Raw genomic sequence first — 19,346 nt, forward strand, 5'->3', positions numbered from 1 at the left:
GGGCGGTGGCGTTGTTCGTGTTGTTCGCCGGCGGGGCGGTGGGCACGGTGCTCGGCGGCCGGCTGGCGGCCCGATGGGGCCGGGTGCGCACGATGAGCCTGGCCTACCTGCTCGCGATCCCCGCTGTCGCCGGCGTGGTGCTGGTTCCAGGACCTGTCGCGTACGCGTTCGTCGCCGCCTCGTCGATCGCCCTGTACGCCCCGTTCTCGCTGCATGTGACGCTGGGCCAGGATTTCCTGCCGAGCCGGGTCGGCACGGCCAGCGGCGTGACCCTCGGGCTGGCGGTGAGCGTGGGCGGCCTGGCCAGCCCGCTGGTGGGCGCGGTGGCGGAGGCGGCGACGCTGCGGGTGGCGCTGGCGTGCCTGATCGTGTTCCCCGTCTTGGCCTGGCTGCTGGCGCGCACGCTCAAGGAGCCCGCCCTCGAACCCGCCGCCTGAGCCGCTCTTCAGGAGCGGGTCGTGAGGCGCAGGGTGCTGGAGTTGTCGTTCCGTGAGGGGTCGAGGGCGGTGGAGGCGACGTGCCCGGCGACGCGCAGGGGCGCGCGGGCGTCCCGGGCGACGGCGATCGTGGCCGTGACGCGCACCGGCCGGCGCGGGTGGATCGCGGCGATCGTGCAGGAGGCCTTGGCGGGCTCGCGTACGCAGGTGGCCCCGCCGGTCGCCGTGAGGGTCGCTTCGCCCGCCAGGGTGAGCGTGACGGGGACCCGGGCGGCGGCCATCAGGCCGCGCATCCTGACGGTGGCCGTGACGGTGACGGAGGCGCCGCGCCTGACCGGTCGTGCGGGCCCTCTGAGCTTGATCGACAGGGCGTCGTACACTCCGCGCGGGTCGGCCCGGCGGACGATGGTGCCGTAGCCTTCGGCGTTGAGCGCGTTGGCGACGGCGTTCCCTGCGGCGTAGCCGTCCTCCTTGCCCGCCGACAGCACCCCGACCAGGTCTCTGGTGCCCTTGACGAGCCACGGCCCACCGCTGTGGCCCTTGTGCAGGTGGCAGTTGTGCGTCTCCAGCCGGCCCGGCCGCGCCGTCGTGACGGAGCGGCGGGCTTCGGCGGGGGCGGCGGGCAGAGCGGCGGGCAGAGTGGCGCCGAGCACCATGCCGGTGGCCTGTCGGGTGCGGCCGAGGCACCAGAGCTGGTCGCGGCCGTCGTACGGCTGCCGGCCGAGCACGCCCGGGTAGCCCATGGTGGCGATGGTGTGCCGGCCGCCCTGGCTGCGCATCGGGGTGAAGGCGCCGACGGCCTTCTGGAGGGTGCGCTTGCGGGGGCCGACCTCGATGAGGGCGATGTCGTGGACGGAGTTCCAGTCGCCGCCGGTCAGGCCGGTGTAGCCGTCGGGTTTCCACGCCCGCCGGCCGCCCCACCGCCCGTACGGCTCGCGCTTCTTCACCGTGGCCGCCCGCCCGTCGTAGGCGGGGACGAACGCGAAGTGCTGGTGCCAGCGGCCGTTCGCGGCGCCCGCGGGGACGCTGTAGACGCAGTGAGCGGCGGTGACCACGAGCTTTTCCGCGGCCGAGCGGACGACGGAGGCGCTGCAGGAGTCGCCGTGCCCGCCGGCGTTGACGAAGAAGAGCCTGCCGGTGATCCGGCTGGTGGCCGCGCGCGTGTACGGCCGCCGTACGCGGGCGTACCCGTTGGCGTCACCGCCTGGGGTGAGGCGCTTGGCCGCGGGTACGCTGTGCCGCCGCGTCCCTGCGAGGTTCGCCGTCCCTCCCGGCGGGGCGCCGCGCGGCCCGGCGGAGGTCCCCGGCAGGCCGGCGGCATGGGCGGCGGCCTGCCGCTCGGCGGTCCAGTAGCGCACCGCGTGTCCCGGGCGCATCAGCGGTGACGACACGGCGCCGGAACGTGCCTGCGCCTGGGCGGGCGGCCGAATGGGGGCGACCGTGCGGACGGCGGGCGGGGCCGGCGCGAGGGACAACCACGCCAGCGTGGCCACCACGATGACCAGTGTCTTCGGCACAGCGTCCCTCCCGGACACATCGAAACCCTTAGATCACTGTAAGTCACCATTTGTAAACGAAGTGTAGTTTCCGGGTTCGGGTGTCGCCCGGTCAGCCCGCGGCCGCGTCCGTCCCCGGCGGGGCGATCCCGGCCGTGCGCGCCTCGGACGGCTCGCGGTCGGGGCGCAGGCCGCGCCAGGACGGGTGGCGCAGCCTGCCGTCGCCGGTGACCTCGGCGTACTGCACCTCACCGACCACCCGTGGATCCACCCAGCGCGCGTCGCGGGCGTCCTCGCGTGGCAACGGCTCGTCGAACGGCGGATCGCGCCGCTCCAGCGGCGTCAGGCGGTCGCGCAGGTCGCGGAGCATGGCCTCGGTGAACCCGGTGCCGACGTGCCCCACGAACCGCAGCCGCCCGCGCGGGTCGTACGCGCCGAGCAGCAGCGAGCCGATCGTGCCGGAACGCCGCCCGCCGCCCGGCTTCCACCCGCAGATCACGACCTCGGCGGTGCTGACGTTCTTGACCTTCGTCCAGTCGCCGCTGCGCCGGCCCGGCCGGTACGGCGAGCTCATCCGCTTGCACACGACCCCTTCGAGCCCGAGCCGGCGGGAGGAGTCGACCGCCTGCCCGGCTTGACCGGCGAACCAGGCGGGCACCTGCCACCGGTAGCCGGGCGTGAACGTGCTCTCCAGCAGGTCCCTGCGCTCGGTGTACGGTCGCGCGATGACGGCGTGGTCGCCGAGGTGCAGGATGTCGAACGCCATGAACGTCACCGGCACCGTCCTGGCCAGCTCGGCCACGATCCGCGGATTGCGCTGGTGCATCCGGGGTTGCAGAGCCTCGAAACTGGGCCGTCCCGCCTCGTCGAACGCGACGATCTCCCCGTCGACGACGGCCGCGCGCCGGCCGGTGGCGCCTCCCATGAGCTGCAGTTCGGGGTAGGCGGGGGTGATGTCCTTGGCGTTGCGCGACATCAGGCGTACGGCGCCGTCCTCGATGTAGGCGAGAGCGCGTACGCCGTCCCACTTCATCTCCACGGCCCAGCCCGCGCCCTGGACGGCGGTCAGGGTACCGAGCTGGGCCAGCATGGGCCTGTAGGCAGGCAGCCGGGCCATGGTGCAGGCCGTACCCCTTCCGGCGGGCCGGCAGTGACCGACGGGGGTCTACGGATGGTCAAGGGGAGCGTTCTCCACGAGGTCGGCCAGGTCGACGCCGTGCTCGCCGAGCTCGGCGACGGTGGCGCAGTAGCCGCGCAGGTAGTTTCTGCCGTTGACCTGGTGGGAGACGCGCAGCAGCGGGCGATCGTCGAGGATGATCGCCTCGACCAGGATGCCGCCGGGGCCGTGCCACTGTCCCATGCCGGAGAGGGTAAATGAATCGGACATACGGGACAAGCAATATGAAACATCTCGCGCGGTTGGTGGAGGCGGCGCACGGCCCTGCCGCGCACCGTCCGTGACACGCCGACGGCGTAAAGGTCCGTAACGTTAGATTTTCCTTGTCATGAGATTTTCGGGCATGGCGCGTTAACGACTGCCCGGCCAGGGCAGTGAGAGGAAGCTCTGGCTTTCCCCGGCCGTGGCCGTACCCCCGTGACGGCCATGGCCCCCGCCCCGGCAGGCCCGGTCCGGGGCGACGGCGGCCGCGGGCGCGGCTTCGGCGAGCGCCGCCCCGCGGCCGTCGCGCGTTCGCACAGGTGGCCGCATGAGTGGTCCGCATGGTGGACGGATGGGGATTCGCCGCCTGGACTCCGTAAACTGTGATGGTGATTTCCCGTATCGACATGCGCGGTTCGCTTCCCGCGGACCTGCGCGACGTGCTGCCCCGTGCCGAGCTCGACGTCGAGGCCGCCCTGGAAAAGGTGCGGCCCATCTGCGAGGACGTGCGCCATCGTGGGGCGGCAGCCGTACGGGAGCTGACCGCCAGGTTCGACGGCGTCGAGATCGCCGCCACGCGCGCCCCCGCCGAGGCCCTCGACAGGGCGCTGCGCGAGCTCGACCCCGGGGTCAGGGCGGCGCTGGAAGAGTCGATCAGGCGGGCCAGGCTCGTCCACCGCGACCAGCGGCGCGCCGACGTCACCACCCGGGTCGTGCCCGGCGGCACGGTGACCGAGCGGTGGCTGCCCGTCGAGCGCGTGGGCCTCTACGTCCCCGGCGGCCGCGCGGTCTATCCGTCCAGTGTGGTGATGAACGTCGTGCCCGCCCAGGAGGCCGGCGTCGGCTCGCTGGCCGTGACGAGCCCGGCGCAGAAGGAGCACGGCGGGCTCCCGCACCCCACGATCCTGGCCGCGTGCGCGCTGCTCGGCGTCGACGAGGTCCACTCGGCCGGCGGGGCACAGGCGGTGGCCATGTTCGCCTACGGCACCGAGGAGTGCCCGGCGGCCACGATGGTCACCGGCCCGGGCAACATCTATGTGGCGGCGGCCAAGCGGCTGCTCAAGGGCCGCATCGGCATCGACTCCGAGGCCGGCCCCACCGAGATCGCCATCCTCGCCGACGAGACGGCCGACCCCGTCCACGTCGCGGCCGACCTGATCAGCCAGGCCGAGCACGACACGATCGCGGCCGCCGTGCTGGTTACCACCAGCGCCGGGCTGGCCGACGCGGTCGAGAAAGAGCTGCCGGGGCAGGTCTCCGCGACCAGGCACTCCGAGCGCATCACCGAGGCACTGAGCGGCAGGCAGTCGGGCATCGTGCTGGTGAGCTCCGTCGACGACGGCCTCAAGGTCGTCGACGCCTACGCCGCCGAGCACTTGGAGATCCACACCGCCGACGCCGCGGCCGTCGCCGCCCGCGTCAGGAACGCCGGGGCGATCTTCGTCGGCCCCTACGCGCCCGTCTCGCTCGGCGACTACCTCGCCGGGTCCAACCACGTGCTGCCCACGGGCGGCTGCGCCTGTCACTCCAGCGGCCTGTCGGTGCAGTCGTTCCTGCGCGGCGTCCACGTCGTCGACTACTCCCGCGAGGCGCTCGCGGGAGCGGCGGCCCACGTGTCGGTGCTGGCCGACGCCGAAGACCTGCCCGCGCACGGCGCCGCGATCCGCGCCCGTTTCGACTGGCGAGTGCCCACGGAGACCGAGTGAACCTCGACGACCTGCCCATCCGCGACGACCTGAGGGGCAAGACGCCTTACGGCGCGCCCCAGATCGACGTCCCGGTCCGGCTCAACACCAACGAAAACCCCTATCCGCCCTCGCCCGGGCTGGTCGGCGACCTGGCCGAGGCGGTGCGGGCCCAGGCGGGCGAGCTCAACCGCTACCCCGACAGAGACGCCACCGCCCTGCGCGCCGACCTGGCCGCCTATCTCGGGCACGGCCTGGCGACCGAGCAGGTGTGGGCCGCCAACGGCTCCAACGAGGTGCTCCAGCAGATCCTGCAGGCGTTCGGCGGCCACGGCCGCACCGCCATCGGGTTCGAGCCCTCCTACTCGATGCATCCGATCATCACCGGCGGCACCAGCACCGAGTGGATCCAGGCCAGCCGCGAGTCCGACTTCTCGATCGATCCCGGCAAGGCCGTGGCGGCGATCGAGGAGCACCGGCCCGACATCGTGTTCCTGGCCTCGCCCAACAACCCGACCGGCACGGCCCAGCCGCTGGCCACGATCGAGGCGGTCCTCGCCGCCGCGCCCGGCGTGGTCGTGGTCGACGAGGCCTACGCGGAGTTCGCCCGTGAGGGCACCCCGTCGGCGCTCACCCTGCTGCCCGCCCACCCGCGGCTGATCGTCACCAGGACGATGTCCAAGGCGTTCGCCATGGCCGGCACCCGGCTCGGCTATCTCGCCGCGCACCCGGCCGTGGTGCAGGCGCTGCTGCTGGTGCGCCTGCCATACCACCTGTCCACGCTCACCCAGACGGCGGCGCGCGTGGCGCTGCGGCACCGCGCCGAGCTGCTGGGCACGGTCGACACGCTGAGGCGCGAGCGCGACGACACGGTGGCGTGGCTGCGGTCCAAGGACCTGCGGGTGGCCGACTCCGACGCGAACTTCGTGCTGTTCGGGCGGTTCCCCGACCGGCGCGCGGTGTGGGAGGGCCTGCTGGAGCGCGGGGTGCTCATCCGCGAGGTGGGCCCGCCAGAATGGCTGCGGGTGTCGATCGGCACCGGTGAGGAGATGGCGGCGTTCCGCGCCGCCCTGGAAGGAGTCCTGTGAGTCGCGTCGGCCGCGTCGAGCGTGTTACGAAGGAGACTTCGGTCCTGGTGGAGGTCGGCCTCGACGGCACCGGCCGGGTCGAGGTGTCGACCGGGGTCGGCTTCTACGACCACATGCTGGCCCAGCTGGGCAAGCACGGCCTGTTCGACCTGACGGTCAAGACCGAGGGCGATCTGCACATCGACTCGCACCACACGATCGAGGACACCGCGCTCGCCCTGGGCGCGGCGTTCCGCGAGGCGTTGGGCGACAAGTCGGGCATCAGGCGGTTCGGCAGCGCGTCCTGCCCGCTGGACGAGTCGCTGGCCCAGGTCACCGTCGACCTGTCCGGCCGCCCCTACCTCGTGCACTCCGAGCCCGAGGGCATGGCGCCGATGATCGGTCCCGAATACGACACGACGATGACCCGTCACATTCTGGAGTCGTTCGTCGCGCAGGCCGCCATCTGCCTGCACGTCCACGTCCCCTATGGTCGCAACGCCCACCACATCGTGGAGTCCCAGTTCAAGGCCCTGGCCAGGGCCCTGCGCGAGGCGTCCGAGCCCGACTCCCGCGCCACGGGGGTGCCCAGCACCAAGGGCGTCCTATGACCGAAAACCTCATCGCCGGCGTGATGGTCTTCCTCGGGTTGTTCCTCATCGGCGGGGTGTTCTCCCTGGCCAAGCAGGGGCTCAAGCTCGGTGCGGCGATCTGCGCGCTCGGCGCGGCGATGGCGATCACGGCGGGGGTGATGTGGTGGTGAGCAAGAACGTGGTGGTGCTCGACTACGGGTCGGGCAACCTGCGCTCGGCCGAGCGCGCGCTGGCCAGGGCCGGCGCCGACGTGACCGTGACGTCCGACTTCGACGCCGCGCTGTCCTGCGACGGGCTGGTGGTGCCGGGCGTCGGCGCGTTCGAGGCGTGCATGGCGGGTCTCAAGGGCGTGCGCGGCGAGCAGATCATCGGCCGCCGCCTGTCCGGGGGGCGCCCGGTGCTGGGCATCTGCGTCGGCATGCAGATCCTGTTCGCCCGGGGCGTCGAGCACGGCGTGGAGACCGAGGGCTGCGGCGAGTGGCCGGGCACGGTGGACCGGCTCGACGCCCCCGTGCTGCCCCACATGGGGTGGAACACCGTCAAGGCGCCCGCCGGCAGTGTGCTGTTCGCCGGGCTCGATCCCGCCACCCGCTTCTACTTCGTCCACTCCTACGGCGTGCGCGCGTGGGAGCTGCAGACCGGCGACGGCTTCTCCGACCCGCTCGTCACGTGGGCCGAGCACGGCGTGCCGTTCGTGGCCGCCGTGGAGAACGGCCCGCTCATGGCCACCCAGTTCCACCCCGAGAAGTCCGGCGACGCCGGCGCCACCCTGCTGCGCAGCTGGCTCGGCACGCTGTGAGCGGGCGAACGGGCCGGGAGGTCCCGTGAGCAAGGAACGGGCCCGGCGGCGGGCCGAGCGCGAGGCGGAGCGGGCCCGCGCGATCCGGGCCAACGAGCTGCGGCAGGCGCGCCGTGCCCGCCGCCGTGCCCGCCGCCGCGCGCTTCTGGGCCGGGTGATCCCGCGCCCGACGCGGAGCGCCCGCCAGGGCGGCCTGCTCGCCCGCCGCCGCCGCGCCCAGAACGCCGTGGTGGCGCTCGGGCTCCTGCTCGTGCAGGTGATCGTCTGGCTGATCTGGGGCTCGCTGCTGCTCAGCTTCGGTGTCCTCGTCCTGTCCCTGCTGCTCACACCCGTTGTCGTGACCCTCGCCTTCGACCGGAGGATCTGATGTCGTTGCTGTTGTTGCCCGCAGTCGACGTGGCCGGCGGCCAGGCCGTACGCCTGACCCAGGGCGAGGCCGGCACCGAGACCCGCCACGGCGAGCCTCTCGCCGCCGCGCTGGCCTGGCAGGACGCCGGGGCCGAGTGGATCCACCTGGTCGACCTCGACGCCGCGTTCGGCCGGGGCGGCAACCGCGAGCTGATCGCCGAGGTCGTCGGCAAGCTGGACGTGGACGTCGAGCTGTCCGGCGGCATCCGCGACGACGACTCGCTGACCGCCGCGCTGGCCACCGGCTGCCGCCGGGTCAACATCGGCACCGCCGCCCTGGAGAACCCCGGCTGGTGCCGGAAGATCATCGCCGAGCACGGCGACCGGGTCGCGGTGGGCCTCGACGTGCGCGGCACCACGCTGGCCGCCCGCGGCTGGACCAAGGACGCCGGCGACCTGTGGGAGGTGCTCGACCGGCTCGAGTCCGACGGCTGCCCCCGCTACGTCGTCACCGACGTGACCAAGGACGGCATGCTCCAGGGCCCCAACCTCGACCTTTACCGCCAGATCTGCGCCCGCACCGACCGGCCGGTCGTGGCCAGCGGTGGCGTGTCGAGCCTCGACGACCTGATCGCGCTCGCCTCTCTCGTTCCCGACGGAGTGGAGGGGGCCATCGTGGGCAGGGCCCTGTACGCTCACGCGTTCACGCTGGAAGAAGCGCTTGCGGCGGTACGCGTGTAGCTTCGCCGGGAGGGGGCGGGATGAGCGTCAGCAGCATCGGCATGGAAAACACCGGGCGGAGGGTGTTCTCCGGTGGGGTCTGGGAGGAGAGGTACGGTTACGCCCGCGCTGTCATCGCGGGTGATCGGGTGATCGTGTCCGGTTGCACGGCCACCGTCGAAGGAGAGGTGCGCCACCTCGGCGACGCCTACGAGCAGGCGCTGACCGCGATCGACATCGCGCTGGCGGCCGTCGCGACCGGCGGCCTGACCCGCGAGGACGTCGTCATGGTCCGCTATTACGTCGTGGAGCAGCGCCACTTCGACCCCGTCGGGCGGGCCATCCACGACGTCTTCCGTGAGGTGCGCCCCGCCTGCACCGGGGTGCGGGTGGCCGGACTGGTCGACCCGAGAATGCTGGTCGAGATCGAAATCGAGGCACTGCGAGCATGACCGTGGCGGTAAGAGTCATTCCCTGTCTCGACGTGGACGCCGGACGCGTCGTCAAGGGCGTCAACTTCGAGAACCTGCGCGACGCGGGCGACCCGGTCGAGCTGGCCAGGCGCTACGACGAGGAGGGCGCCGACGAGCTGACCTTCCTCGACATCACCGCGTCGTCCGGCGAGCGCGAGACCATGCTCGACGTGGTGCGCAGGACCGCCGAGCAGGTGTTCATCCCGCTCACCGTGGGCGGCGGCGTGCGCACGGTCGACGACGTCAACCGGCTGCTGCGCGCCGGCGCCGACAAGGTGTCGCTCAACACCGCGGCCATCGCCCGGCCCGAGTTGCTCACCGAGGCGTCCCGGCGGTTCGGCGCCCAGTGCGTCGTGCTGTCCGTGGACGCCCGCCGCGCGCCCGGCACCCCGAGCGGCTTCGAGGTGACGACGCACGGCGGCCGCCGCGGCACCGGCATCGACGCGGTGGAGTGGGCCGCGCGCGGCGAGGAACTCGGCGTGGGCGAGATCCTGCTCAACTCGATGGACGGCGACGGCACGCTCGACGGCTACGACCTGGAGATGTTGCGCGCGGTCCGGGCCGTCGTTCGGGTGCCGGTGATCGCCAGCGGCGGCGCCGGCCGCCTGGAGGACTTCCCTCCGGCGGTGACGGCGGGCGCCGACGCGGTGCTGGCGGCCAGCGTGTTCCACTTCGGCACGTTGAAGATCTCCGAGGTCAAGGAGACGCTCCGGATGGCAGGCCACCCGGTCCGCTAGCGCGTCAGAACGCCCGGAGGTGGTGGAACAGCTCGAAGGAGGCGTCCTCGGCGGCGAACGCGGCCGCCTCGGACCGCTTGACGGTAAGGTACGCGCTGCGCCGCAGCGGCCCGAGCGCCTCCATGAGCACCTCATCGCCCTCCAGCGCGTCGAGCGCCTCGTCCAGTGACGACGGCAGGCGCTGATACCGGCCGGGCCGCGTGTCGGGGTCGACGTCCACGGCCTCGCCTGGGTCGAGCTTGCGCCGGATGCCGTCGAGGCCCGCGTGGATGACGGCGCCCAGCGACAGGTAGGGGTTGGCGGAGGAGTCGGACGGCTTCAGCTCCAGGTTGGGCTCCCCGGTCTCCCCGAGGGGCGAGCAGACGCGGACCGCGGCCTCCCGGTTGTCGGGGCCGTAGACGGCGTACGCGCTCGACCACATGCGGGGCGTCAGGCGGCGGAAGCTGTTGACGCTGCCGCAGGTCAGCGCGGTGAGGGCGGGCAGGTGGGCGAGCAGGCCGCCGATGAAGCCGTCGCGCGTCTCGCTGTCGCCGGCGAAGACGTTGCGGCCGTCGCGCCACAGCGACAGGTGCAGGTGGGCGCCGTTGCCGGCCTGGTCGGCCAGCGGTTTGGGAGCCAGCGAGGCCCACAACTGCATGCGCATGGCCACGCCGCGCACGGTCTCGCGGTAGAGGACGTGGTTGTCGGCGGCCCGCAGCGCGGGCGCGTGGTGGACCGACAGCTCCTGCTGGCCGGGGCCCAGCTCGGGGTGGTAGTGCTCGACGCGCAGGCCCTGCGTCTCCAGGGCGCGGATGAGTTTGATCGTGTAGTCGTGGGCCGTGTCGAAGCCGGTGTTGGCGTAGCAGAGCGAGTCGTCGATGGGCACCAGCCGGTCGGGGCCGCCGGACGGGTCGGGCAGGCGGCGGCCGAGCGTGAACTCGGGCTCGAACGCGGCGACCAGCGTGTAGCCCTCCGTGGCCAGCTCGGCGATGGCGTCCTTGAGGAAGGTCCGGGCGCACGCGCCCCACGGGGAGCCGTCGGGCAGACGCAGGTCGGACACCATCGCCGCCGCGCCCGGCGCGTGCGGCAACGTGACGTAGGTCGCGGGGTCGGGAACGATGCGCACCTCGCCCACCGGACCCATGTGCTCGACGTCTTGAAGCTGGTCGAGCATGTTCATCGCCATCATGGCCACGGTGTGCCCGATGCCGGTGTTGAGCCGTTCGGCCAGCCGTGACCGGGACGCCGCTTTGCCACGGATCACGCCTCCGTGGTCGGCGTACAGGAAACGGATCAGCTCGATGCCCTCGAGCTCGGCTCGCTCGAGGACGCGCCGCGCGGTGGCGCCGAGCTGATGGATCGTGGTGCCGCTCGGGCGATCTCTCATCCTGTCTGCGTAACACGATCCGGCAGCGCTTGGAAGCACCTGACGCAGACAGAACCGTTGGTCAGGGCGTTAGGACACTTGAGAAGAACGTGGCCAACTGATTGGCTCCCTGAAGAATTCCGTCGAACACACCGTTGACCGCGGCGGCGGCTTCGGCCGGCCGGGTGAACAGGTAGAAGACCACGAACGCGACAGCGACGTAGGTGATCACCTTCTTGACCTGCATGGGGGGCCTCCTGCAGTCCATTCCCAGCCGTATATACCCGGATCTGGGCGATCACTGGCATCTTCTATGAAGATGTTCATGATCCTAACCGGGGGGCTTCTTTCCTCTGCCATGGTAAAGGCTAGAGATGAGGTGCGAGTGCCTGCAGCGCCGTGATTTCCGCGCCATCGGCGCCCGGCTACATGCCCAGAGGGGCCTCGCGCAGCCGTTCGACGCCCTCGGGCGTGCCGGTGAGCTCGACCTTCGCGTGCGCCTGCCGTCCGAAGCAGAACATCAGCAACTCGCCGGCCCTGCCGGTGACCTCGACCTTGGGGCCTCCGCGCGGGCCGGCCAGCAGCACTCCGCCGCCCAGCCGGTGCAGCACCACGCCCACCGGTGCCCTGCGCAGCATCAGCCTGGCGCCGGATGACAGCCGCTTCCAGAAGAGCTCCTCCAGCTCCGCGGGCAGTTCGCGCGGCTCCCACGACGGTTGCGCACGGCGGACGTCCTCGTGGTGCACGAAGAACTCGATCGTGTTGACGGCCTGGTCGAGGGCTTTCACGAGCCCGAACACACCGCCGGGCTCGCGCACCTTGGCGACCAGCTCGGGATAGGGGTGCCTGGTCTTGAGCGTGTTCTGGACCGAGGCGGTGTAGCCGGCGAGCGGCCTGAGCGCGATGCCGCCCATCGCGTCGGGCCTGCGTTCGCGAAGCACGAGGTGCGCGGCCAGGTCGTAGGTGCTCCAGCCCGCGCACAACGTCGGGGCGTCGGGGCCGAGCCGGTCGAGCAGGTCGCAGAGCGCGGTGCGTTCGCCACGAGCGTGAGTCACACGGGCAACCCTACCCGCGGGAATAACGAGATGATCAGGGGTGATAGTGACATACGTAGAAATGCCGTGATGAGAGGACCCAACCGAGTGGCGAGCAAGGTCACCTCGGCCGTGATGCGCCAAGGACTGCGGGTCCTTGGGGTGGCCATTCGCGCAGAGAAGGCGGTGTTCGCGCTGGCGGTGCTGGCCAGCGCGGTCTACGGGGGCATGACCGTCGCCTCCGCCTGGGCCCTTGGATGGGCAACCCAGAATGTCGTGCTGCCCGCCTTCGGCGAGGGCCGCGCCGTCGCGGGCGCGTTGTGGACGGGAACGTTCCTGATCATGGGCACGGCGCTGCTCAAGGCGCTGGGCGTGGCGGGCCGGCGGATCCTCGCCGGCATCCTGCAGTACCGCATGCAGGCCAGGTCGCGCAGGGACGTGACCAAGCAGTACCTGCGGCTGCCGCTGTCGTGGCACCACCGGCACCCGACAGGGCAGCTGCTGTCGAACGCCAGCGCCGACGCCGAGGCCGCCTGGGCGCCGCTGGCACCGCTGCCGATGGCCGTGGGCGTGATCGTCATGCTGGTCACGGCAGCGGTCGCGATGCTGTTCACGGATCTTGTGCTGGCGCTGGTCGGCTTCCTGATATTTCCGGCGATCGCCGTACTCAACCTTGTCTATCAGCGCAAGCTCAGCCCGCTCGCCACCCGCGCGCAACAACTGCGCGCCGAGGTCAGCGAGATCGCGCACGAGAGCTTCGACGGCGCGCTCGTCGTCAAGACCCTCGGCAGGGAGGACCTGGAGACCGAGCGGTTCCAGCGGCGCGCCCACGAGCTGCGCGACGCCAACATCGCGGTCGGGCGTGTGCGCGGGTTGTTCGACCCGATGCTGGAGGCCCTGCCCACGATCGGCGTGCTCGCGGTGCTGGGCGTCGGCTCGGCCCGGCTGTCCGGCGGCTCGATCGACTCCGGCGACCTGGTGCAGGTCGCCTACCTGTTCACGCTGCTGGCCTTCCCGATCAGGGCGCTCGGCTGGGTGCTGGCCGAGCTGCCGCGCAGCGTCGTCGGCTGGCAGCGGGTGCAGGCCGTGCTGGACGCGAGCGGCTCTATGGAGTACGGGCAGGCCGCCGCGACCTCGCCCGCGCCCGCCGCGCTCGACGTCCGCGGCGTCTCCTACTCCTACGGCGAGGCCGAGGTCCTGCACGAGGTGACCTTCGACGTGCCCGCCGGCCGTACCGTCGCGCTGGTCGGCCCCACGGGGTCGGGCAAGTCCACGCTCGTCCAGCTGCTCGTCCGGCTCGTCGACCCTGACAGGGGGCAGGTGCTGCTCGACGGCGTGGACGTCCGGGAGCTGGCCCACGGCGGCATCGCCGAAGCGGTCGCCCTGGTGCCGCAGCAGACGTTCCTGTTCGACGACACGGTGCGCGGCAACATCGCGCTCGGTCTCGACGTCGGTGACGAGGACGTGCGGGCGGCCCTGCGACTGGCGCAGGCCGACGGGTTCGTCGGCCGGCTGGCCGACGGGCTCGACACGCGCGTCGGCGAGCGCGGCACCTCGCTGTCCGGCGGCCAGCGCCAGCGCCTCGCGCTGGCCCGCGCGGTCGTGCGCCGGCCGCGCCTGCTCATCCTCGACGACGCCACCTCCAGCGTGGACCCCCAGGTCGAGGCCAAGATCCTTTACGGGCTGCGGGACGCCGCCGAGGCGTCCACCGTCGTGGTCGTCGCCTACCGGATGGCGACCATCGCCCTCGCCGACGAGGTCGTCTACCTCGACCACGGCCGGGTCGTCGACCGCGGCCCGCACGACGAGCTGATCACGCGCTGCGCCGGCTACCGCAACCTGGTGACCGCCTACGAGCGTGAGGAGGCCGAGCGCGCCGCCATCGACGTGCCGGCCGGGGAAGAAGAGGAAGTCAGCGCATGACGGCCGAGGTCATCCGAGGCAACTCCGAACGTTCAGCGCTGGCCACCATCCGGCAGGGGCTCTCGCTCACGCCGGAGTTCCGCAAGGGTCTGGTGGTCACGCTGCTGCTGGCGGTCGTCGCGACCCTCGGCAAGATCATCGTGCCGATCGCCGTCCAGCAGACGATCGACACAGGACTCAAGACAGGCGACCCGGACACCGCGTACATCACCTGGGCCATCCTGATCTGCGCGGGCGCGGTGCTGCTCACGGCCGCCGCCGCCTACGTCATGAACGTCCGCCTCTACAAGGCGACGGAGTCGTCCCTGGCCACGCTGCGCGTGCGCGGATTCCGGCACGTGCACGACCTGTCCGTGCTCACCCAGAACACCGAGCGCCGCGGCGCCCTGGTCTCGCGCGTCACCAACGACATCGACCAGATCAGCACGTTCATGCAGTGGGGCGGGCTGATGATCATCGTGGCGTTCGGCCAGCTGTTCGTGGCCACGGTGCTGATGTTCGTCTACTCCTGGCAGCTCACCCTGCTCGTCTGGTTGTGCTTCATCCCCCTGATGATCGCCCTGCCGCGCTTCCAGAGGCTGCTGTCGCGGGCGTACACGACCGTGCGCGAGCGCACCGGCGACATGCTGGCCGCGGTCAGCGAGTCCGTCGTCGGCGCGGCCGTCATCAGGGCGTACGCCTCGGAGCGCCGTACGGCCGAGCGCATCGACCAGGCGGTCGACGCCAACAGGCGCGCCCAGACCAGGGCGCAGACCATCGTCGGTTTCGTCTTCCCGCTCACCGAGATCGTGGCGGCCGTCGCCATCGCCGGCATCGTGCTGCTGGGCGTGCGGCTCGGGTTGTCGGGGGAGATCACGCAAGGCGAGCTGGTGGCGTTCCTGTTCCTGATCACCCTGTTCGTCTCGCCGCTCCAGACCGCCACCGAGGTGCTGAACGAGGCCCAGAACGCCGTCGCGGGCTGGCGGCGCATCCTCGGCGTCATCGACACCCCGCCGGACGTGGCCGACCCCGGCGACAAGGGCCTGGAGCTGCCCCGCGGCCCCATCTCGATCGCCTTCGAGGAGGTGCATTTCTCCTACCCGGGCGGCGTGCCCGTGCTGCGCGAGGTCACCCTCGAGATCCCGCCGCGCTCGCGCGTCGCGGTCGTGGGGGAGACGGGGTCGGGCAAGACCACGTTCGCCAAGCTGCTGACGCGTCTCATGGACCCGGGCGCGGGCCGCGTCACCGTGGACGGCCACGACCTGCGCGACATCCGTTTCTCCTCGCTGCGTGAGCGCATCGTCATGGTCCCCCAGGACGGCTTCCTGTTCGACGGGACGCTGGAGGCGAACATCCGCTACGGCAGGCCGTCCGCCACCACCGACGAGATCCGGCTAGCGATGACCGAGCTGGGCCTGACCGACTGGCTCGAGGGCCTGCCCGCGGGCCTGGACACGGCCGTCGGCCAGCGCGGCGAGTCACTGTCGGCGGGCGAGCGCCAGCTCGTCGCCCTGGCCCGCGCCTACCTCGCCGACCCCGACCTGCTCCTGCTGGACGAGGCCACCTCGGCGGTCGACCCGGCCACCGAGGTACGGCTGGCGCGGGCGCTGGAGGGCGTCACCCGCGGCCGCACCGCCATCTCGATCGCGCACCGCCTGTCCACGGCCGAGAACGCCGACGAGGTGCTGGTCTTCGATGAGGGCCGGCTGGTGCAGCGCGGTCACCACACGGAGCTGGCGGGCCGGCCGGGCGTGTACGCCGACCTGCACGCCTCGTGGATCTCGGCCGCCCACTCGTGACCGGATGCCGCGCCGTCGTCGAGGCAGGCGGCGTGGCGTCGGCCGCGGCCGCGCCGGCGAGCGTCGTGGCGCCGGGCTCCTGATCACGGTTTCGCCGAGGCGAACGTCACGGTCGTGCCACGCGGCCCCGACACGATCATGAGCTGCTCGCACACCATGCGCGTCAGCCACAGGCCCCGCCCCTGGAACTCGAAGCCCCTGGGTGGCCGCGTGTCGCCCACCCACCCGGGTGGCAGCCCGGGGCCGTCGTCGGCGACCTCGCACCACAGGCGCCCGTCCTGCGTCCACAGTCGTAACCGCCCGTGGCCTCCGCCGTGCACCACCGCGTTGGTGGTGACCTCGTTGACCGCCAGCACGAAGTCCTCGAGCCGCCCGCCTGCCAGTCCTTCGCCGGCGGCGTGCTCGGTCACGGTCCTGCGCAGCCCCGTGATGTGCCCCCGCGCGAAGCTCACGCGGAGCAGCTGTCTATCCATCGCGCACCCGCGGGACGACGACGGACCTGCCCGCCCCGATCGGCCCGTGCCGCCCGTGCTCGTGCGCCCCAGTCGGCCCGGGGAAGATCCGGTGGGAATCGGGAGCGGAGCCTGCGACGTGCACCACGACGGCCCTCCCACAGCAGGCTCGGGGAAACCGAAATTACTCCGCTCCGCGCCATCACGTACCGCAATCTCGGTAAAACCCACCGTGAGGCGTCGCGGGCAGGTGTACCTTTTCGGCGGGGCCGCCCACGGGAGGGGTCATGAGGAGCATGGGCGCGGATGTGCTGGAGATGACACGACGCCGACACGGAGACCTCGTGGTGGTGAGCCTGGCGGGGGAGGTCGACGTCGACAACGTCTCCGAGGTCAGGAAATGCCTCGGCGAAGCCGTGGCCGAGCACGGCCCCCGGCTGGTCGTCGATCTGACCGGCCTGAGCTTCATCGACACGACAGGGCTGGGCGTCCTGGTGCGCGTGCTCGCCACGCTGCGCGACAGGGACGGCACGATGGCTCTGGTGGCACCCCCCGGGCAGGTGCTCCGGCGGCTGCGCAGGACCAACCTGGCGCCGCTCTTCCCCATTTACGACACCCTCTCAAAGGCCCTGGCCTGACGCTCACGCCGGTGGCGAGGGCGGCGGCACGGGCTGGTTGAATGGGCTGCATGTCCCTTGACACCAAGATCGCCGCACGGTTGAAGCGCAACCCCGACGGCCTGGTCCCCGCGATCGCCCAGCAGTACGACACCGGCGAGGTGCTCATGCTGGCCTGGATGAACGACGAGGCGCTGCATCGGACGCTCACCACCGGCAGGGCCACCTACTGGTCCCGCAGCCGGGCGCGGCTCTGGGTCAAGGGCGCCACCTCCGGTCACGTCCAGCACGTCAAGTCCGTGGCGCTCGACTGTGACGGCGACACCATCCTGGTCAAGGTCGACCAGGTCGACGGGGCGTGCCACACGGGTGATCGCACATGCTTCGACGCCGGCCCGCTAGAGCTCGCGCCGAGCTAGGAGAGCGGATGGAGCCCGAGGCGCAGACGTCCACACGCGGGGAGTTGTGGGGCTGGGTGGGCATGACGGTCATGGGCTGCGCGCTCGTGTTGTGGGCCGCCGGCCAGGCATGGGTGACGGTCCTGGGAGACGGCGCCGCGGCGCGGGCGCCGAGCGGCGGGGAGCTGAGCCCCGTGCTGGCCCCTGTCGCGTTGGCCGGGCTGGCCGGGGTGGTGGCGGTGCTGGCCACCAAGGGCGCCGGCCGCCGGGCTGTCGGGGCGCTGCTCGCCCTGTGCGGGGCCGGCGCCGCGGCGGCGACGTGGGCGGCGCTGTCGGGCGACACCGTGATCGCACGCCTGCGTGAGCAGAACGTGTTGTCCGGCGCCACTGGGCTGTCCTGGGAGATCGCGCCGCTCTGGCCTGCCGTGACGGCCGTTGGAGCGGTCCTGGTGATGGCCGGGGGCGTGCTGGCGGTCCTGCGCGGCGGCCGGTGGGCGGGCATGTCCGCCCGCTACGACCGGGCGGCGGGCGGGCCCTCGGCGCGGGCCGACGACCGGACGCTCTGGGACGCGCTCGACCGCGGAGACGATCCCACCGACGGCCGCTGAGCCGGTGACGGTTACGAAACCTCCACTGTTCTGGACCTGTGTGCGCCCGGCAAACGTTTCCTCAATAAGCTGCGGTTGCAACTCGCCACGGACGTTGAGGGAGCCGGCTCATGAGCAACGGGGATCAGGGCGGTAGCGGAGGTTATGGCGCACAGCCTCCCGGAGGAGGTTACGGCCAGCAGCCTCCCAGCAGGGCCGGTTACGGCCAGCAGCCTCCGAGCGGCGGCGGTTACGGCCAGCAGCCTCCGAGCTACGGGGACCAGCCCTATGGCTATGGTCAGCTGCCTCCGAGCTACGGTGGCGGTTACGCCCAGCAGCCCCCGGGCTACGGCGGCTACCCCCAGCAGGGCTACGGCTACCACCAGCCCAGGTCCACCAACGGGATGGCGGTGGCCTCGCTCGTCCTCGGCATCATCGGCCTGGTCTTCTGCGGCCTCACCAGCATCCCCGGCGTCATCCTCGGGCATGTCGCGCTCAACCGGATCAAGCGCACCGGAGAGGAGGGCTCGGGTATGGCCATCGGCGGCCTCGTCACGTCGTACATCACGGTGGTGATCTGGCTCCTGTGCTGGCTCATCTTCGGCGGTATGCTCCTTTCCTTCATCGGGCTCGCCAGCACCGCCAGCACTTCGGTGGATTACCAGTAGGTGACACACGGCGCGTGTAGCCGGACCGTGACGGCGTGCTTGCGGTCCGATTACGAATTGTCCGCAAAATCGACGTTGATCCACGTAGAAGATGGTTTCTCGCTAGGCTGCCGCGCGAACTGGACTCGAAGGTGACGACACGAGGGGTCATTAGCATGAGTTACGGAAACCAGGGCGACGGTGGCTACGGCGCCCAGCCGCCCGGCGGCGGCTACGGCCAGCAGCCTCCCAGTGGCGGCGGTGGCTATGGCGGCGGCTATGGCCAGCAGCCCCCGAGCGGTGGCGGCGGTTACGGCCAGCAGCCTCCCAGTGGCGGCGGTGGCTATGGCGGCGGCTATGGCCAGCAGCCCCCGAGCGGTGGCGGCGGCTACGGCCAGCAGCCCCCGAGCGGCGGCGGTTACGGCGGCGGTTACGGCCAGCAGCCGCCCAGCGGCGGCGGCTACGGCGACGGCGGTTACGGCCAGCCCCCCGGCGGCGGCTACGGCGGCGGTGGCAACCCGCCCGACAACCAGCTCGTCCCGGCCATCCTCACCACCCTGTTCTGCTGCCTGCCGCTCGGCATCGTGGCGCTCGTCAAGTCGTCGCAGGTCAACTCGAAGTGGCAGGTCGGCGACTACCAGGGTGCGATGCAGGCCTCCGAAGAGGCCAAGACGTGGTGGAAGCGCAGCCTGATCTTCGGTGCCATCGGCATCGTCCTGGGCATCATCGCGTACATCGTGTTCTTCTTCATCCTGGCCGCGAGCGTGTCCACGTACTCGTACTCGACATACTGAGCCGGCGTGACGGCGGGCAGTGCGCTGGAAGGCGGATA

Annotated in this window: 24 protein-coding genes; 17 read left to right on the forward strand and 7 right to left on the reverse strand. The window is 71.8% G+C overall.

The window, feature by feature from the left end; all coding sequences use genetic code 11:
* The coding region (locus tag E1294_RS36495) for an MFS transporter (RefSeq protein ID WP_165977658.1) at positions 1–437 on the forward strand (437 nt) is incomplete at its 5' end.
* 8 nt (positions 438–445) lie between these two features.
* On the opposite strand, the gene E1294_RS36500 is transcribed toward E1294_RS36495, so the two are convergent.
* The 3 genes from E1294_RS36500 to E1294_RS36510 form a co-directional block, all read right to left on the reverse strand.
* Positions 446–1,954 carry a trypsin-like serine peptidase gene (locus E1294_RS36500; RefSeq protein ID WP_132515537.1) on the reverse strand — a complete coding sequence of 503 codons (1,509 nt, stop codon included), beginning with the start codon at positions 1,952–1,954 and terminating at the stop codon, positions 446–448.
* A 91-nt stretch (positions 1,955–2,045) separates the two neighbouring features.
* The gene (gene ligD / locus E1294_RS36505; RefSeq protein WP_132515538.1) at positions 2,046–3,050 is read right to left on the reverse strand and encodes a non-homologous end-joining DNA ligase; all 1,005 of its coding nucleotides are present in this window, start codon (positions 3,048–3,050) and stop codon (positions 2,046–2,048) included.
* A gap of 48 nt (positions 3,051–3,098) precedes the next feature.
* Entirely contained in the window at positions 3,099–3,293 is a 195-nt protein-coding gene (locus tag E1294_RS36510; RefSeq protein WP_132515539.1) for a hypothetical protein, read from the reverse strand.
* 407 nt (positions 3,294–3,700) lie between these two features.
* Between E1294_RS36510 and hisD the strand changes: the two genes are divergently transcribed.
* From hisD to hisF, 9 genes are read left to right on the forward strand one after another with little or no spacing between them, the layout of a single operon-like run.
* Positions 3,701–5,017 (forward strand): histidinol dehydrogenase, encoded by a 1,317-nt coding sequence (gene hisD, locus E1294_RS36515; RefSeq protein ID WP_132515540.1) that lies wholly within the window; start codon positions 3,701–3,703, stop codon positions 5,015–5,017.
* On the forward strand, positions 5,014–6,084 hold the full coding sequence (locus tag E1294_RS36520) for a histidinol-phosphate transaminase (RefSeq protein WP_246083550.1): 1,071 nt from the start codon (positions 5,014–5,016) through the stop codon (positions 6,082–6,084). Before hisD ends, E1294_RS36520 begins: the two co-directional genes overlap by 4 nt.
* Positions 6,081–6,674, forward strand: coding sequence for an imidazoleglycerol-phosphate dehydratase HisB (hisB, locus tag E1294_RS36525; protein ID WP_132515541.1), 594 nt, complete (start codon positions 6,081–6,083; stop codon positions 6,672–6,674). The genes E1294_RS36520 and hisB overlap by 4 nt, the downstream gene beginning before the upstream one ends.
* On the forward strand, positions 6,671–6,826 hold the full coding sequence (locus E1294_RS53285; protein WP_165977659.1) for a hypothetical protein: 156 nt from the start codon (positions 6,671–6,673) through the stop codon (positions 6,824–6,826). Before hisB ends, E1294_RS53285 begins: the two co-directional genes overlap by 4 nt.
* The gene (gene hisH, locus E1294_RS36530; RefSeq protein ID WP_132515542.1) at positions 6,823–7,455 is read left to right on the forward strand and encodes an imidazole glycerol phosphate synthase subunit HisH; all 633 of its coding nucleotides are present in this window, start codon (positions 6,823–6,825) and stop codon (positions 7,453–7,455) included. The genes E1294_RS53285 and hisH overlap by 4 nt, the downstream gene beginning before the upstream one ends.
* 25 nt (positions 7,456–7,480) lie before the next feature.
* A complete protein-coding gene (locus E1294_RS36535) occupies positions 7,481–7,822 on the forward strand; it encodes a hypothetical protein (RefSeq protein WP_132515543.1) in 342 nt (113 codons plus the stop codon).
* Positions 7,822–8,544: a bifunctional 1-(5-phosphoribosyl)-5-((5-phosphoribosylamino)methylideneamino)imidazole-4-carboxamide isomerase/phosphoribosylanthranilate isomerase PriA gene (gene priA / locus E1294_RS36540; RefSeq protein WP_132515544.1), complete on the forward strand. Its 723-nt coding sequence runs from the start codon at positions 7,822–7,824 to the stop codon at positions 8,542–8,544. Before E1294_RS36535 ends, priA begins: the two co-directional genes overlap by 1 nt.
* A 20-nt stretch (positions 8,545–8,564) precedes the next feature.
* Positions 8,565–8,975, forward strand: coding sequence for a Rid family hydrolase (locus E1294_RS36545; protein ID WP_132515545.1), 411 nt, complete (start codon positions 8,565–8,567; stop codon positions 8,973–8,975).
* On the forward strand, positions 8,972–9,733 hold the full coding sequence (gene hisF / locus E1294_RS36550; RefSeq protein ID WP_132515546.1) for an imidazole glycerol phosphate synthase subunit HisF: 762 nt from the start codon (positions 8,972–8,974) through the stop codon (positions 9,731–9,733). The genes E1294_RS36545 and hisF overlap by 4 nt, the downstream gene beginning before the upstream one ends.
* 4 nt (positions 9,734–9,737) lie before the next feature.
* Here hisF and E1294_RS36555 read toward each other — a convergent pair whose 3' ends face one another.
* From E1294_RS36555 to E1294_RS36560, 3 genes are all read right to left on the reverse strand, one after another.
* Complete coding sequence (locus E1294_RS36555; protein ID WP_132515547.1) at positions 9,738–11,099, reverse strand: glutamine synthetase family protein; 1,362 nt, start codon at positions 11,097–11,099, stop codon at positions 9,738–9,740.
* A 61-nt stretch (positions 11,100–11,160) separates the two neighbouring features.
* Positions 11,161–11,325, reverse strand: a complete 165-nt coding sequence (locus E1294_RS53290) for a hypothetical protein (protein WP_165959967.1) — start codon at positions 11,323–11,325, stop codon at positions 11,161–11,163.
* A gap of 178 nt (positions 11,326–11,503) precedes the next feature.
* Positions 11,504–12,133, reverse strand: a complete 630-nt coding sequence (locus tag E1294_RS36560) for a TIGR03085 family metal-binding protein (protein ID WP_132515548.1) — start codon at positions 12,131–12,133, stop codon at positions 11,504–11,506.
* Positions 12,134–12,202: 69 nt separating this feature from the next.
* Between E1294_RS36560 and E1294_RS36565 the strand changes: the two genes are divergently transcribed.
* A complete protein-coding gene (locus E1294_RS36565) occupies positions 12,203–14,035 on the forward strand; it encodes an ABC transporter ATP-binding protein (protein WP_165977660.1) in 1,833 nt (610 codons plus the stop codon).
* Entirely contained in the window at positions 14,032–15,813 is a 1,782-nt protein-coding gene (locus E1294_RS36570) for an ABC transporter ATP-binding protein (RefSeq protein ID WP_132515549.1), read from the forward strand. Before E1294_RS36565 ends, E1294_RS36570 begins: the two co-directional genes overlap by 4 nt.
* Positions 15,814–15,896: 83 nt before the next feature.
* Here E1294_RS36570 and E1294_RS36575 read toward each other — a convergent pair whose 3' ends face one another.
* Positions 15,897–16,286, reverse strand: a complete 390-nt coding sequence (locus tag E1294_RS36575) for an ATP-binding protein (protein WP_132515550.1) — start codon at positions 16,284–16,286, stop codon at positions 15,897–15,899.
* 296 nt (positions 16,287–16,582) lie between these two features.
* On the opposite strand from E1294_RS36575, the gene E1294_RS36580 reads away from it, so the two are divergent.
* The 5 genes from E1294_RS36580 to E1294_RS36600 all read left to right on the forward strand — a co-directional run bounded on the left by E1294_RS36580 (position 16,583) and on the right by E1294_RS36600 (position 19,308).
* Positions 16,583–16,903, forward strand: coding sequence for an STAS domain-containing protein (locus E1294_RS36580; protein ID WP_165977661.1), 321 nt, complete (start codon positions 16,583–16,585; stop codon positions 16,901–16,903).
* 50 nt (positions 16,904–16,953) lie between these two features.
* Positions 16,954–17,301: a phosphoribosyl-AMP cyclohydrolase gene (gene hisI, locus E1294_RS36585; RefSeq protein ID WP_132515552.1), complete on the forward strand. Its 348-nt coding sequence runs from the start codon at positions 16,954–16,956 to the stop codon at positions 17,299–17,301.
* Between the two features lie 8 nt (positions 17,302–17,309).
* On the forward strand, positions 17,310–17,888 hold the full coding sequence (locus E1294_RS36590) for a Trp biosynthesis-associated membrane protein (RefSeq protein ID WP_165977662.1): 579 nt from the start codon (positions 17,310–17,312) through the stop codon (positions 17,886–17,888).
* Between the two features lie 110 nt (positions 17,889–17,998).
* Positions 17,999–18,535 carry a DUF4190 domain-containing protein gene (locus tag E1294_RS36595; protein ID WP_132515554.1) on the forward strand — a complete coding sequence of 179 codons (537 nt, stop codon included), beginning with the start codon at positions 17,999–18,001 and terminating at the stop codon, positions 18,533–18,535.
* Positions 18,536–18,690: 155 nt separating this feature from the next.
* Positions 18,691–19,308, forward strand: a complete 618-nt coding sequence (locus E1294_RS36600; protein WP_132515555.1) for a CD225/dispanin family protein — start codon at positions 18,691–18,693, stop codon at positions 19,306–19,308.
* Positions 19,309–19,346: the final 38 nt, after the last annotated feature.

Source organism: Nonomuraea diastatica, assembly GCF_004349015.1.
GTDB lineage: Bacteria > Actinomycetota > Actinomycetes > Streptosporangiales > Streptosporangiaceae > Nonomuraea > Nonomuraea diastatica.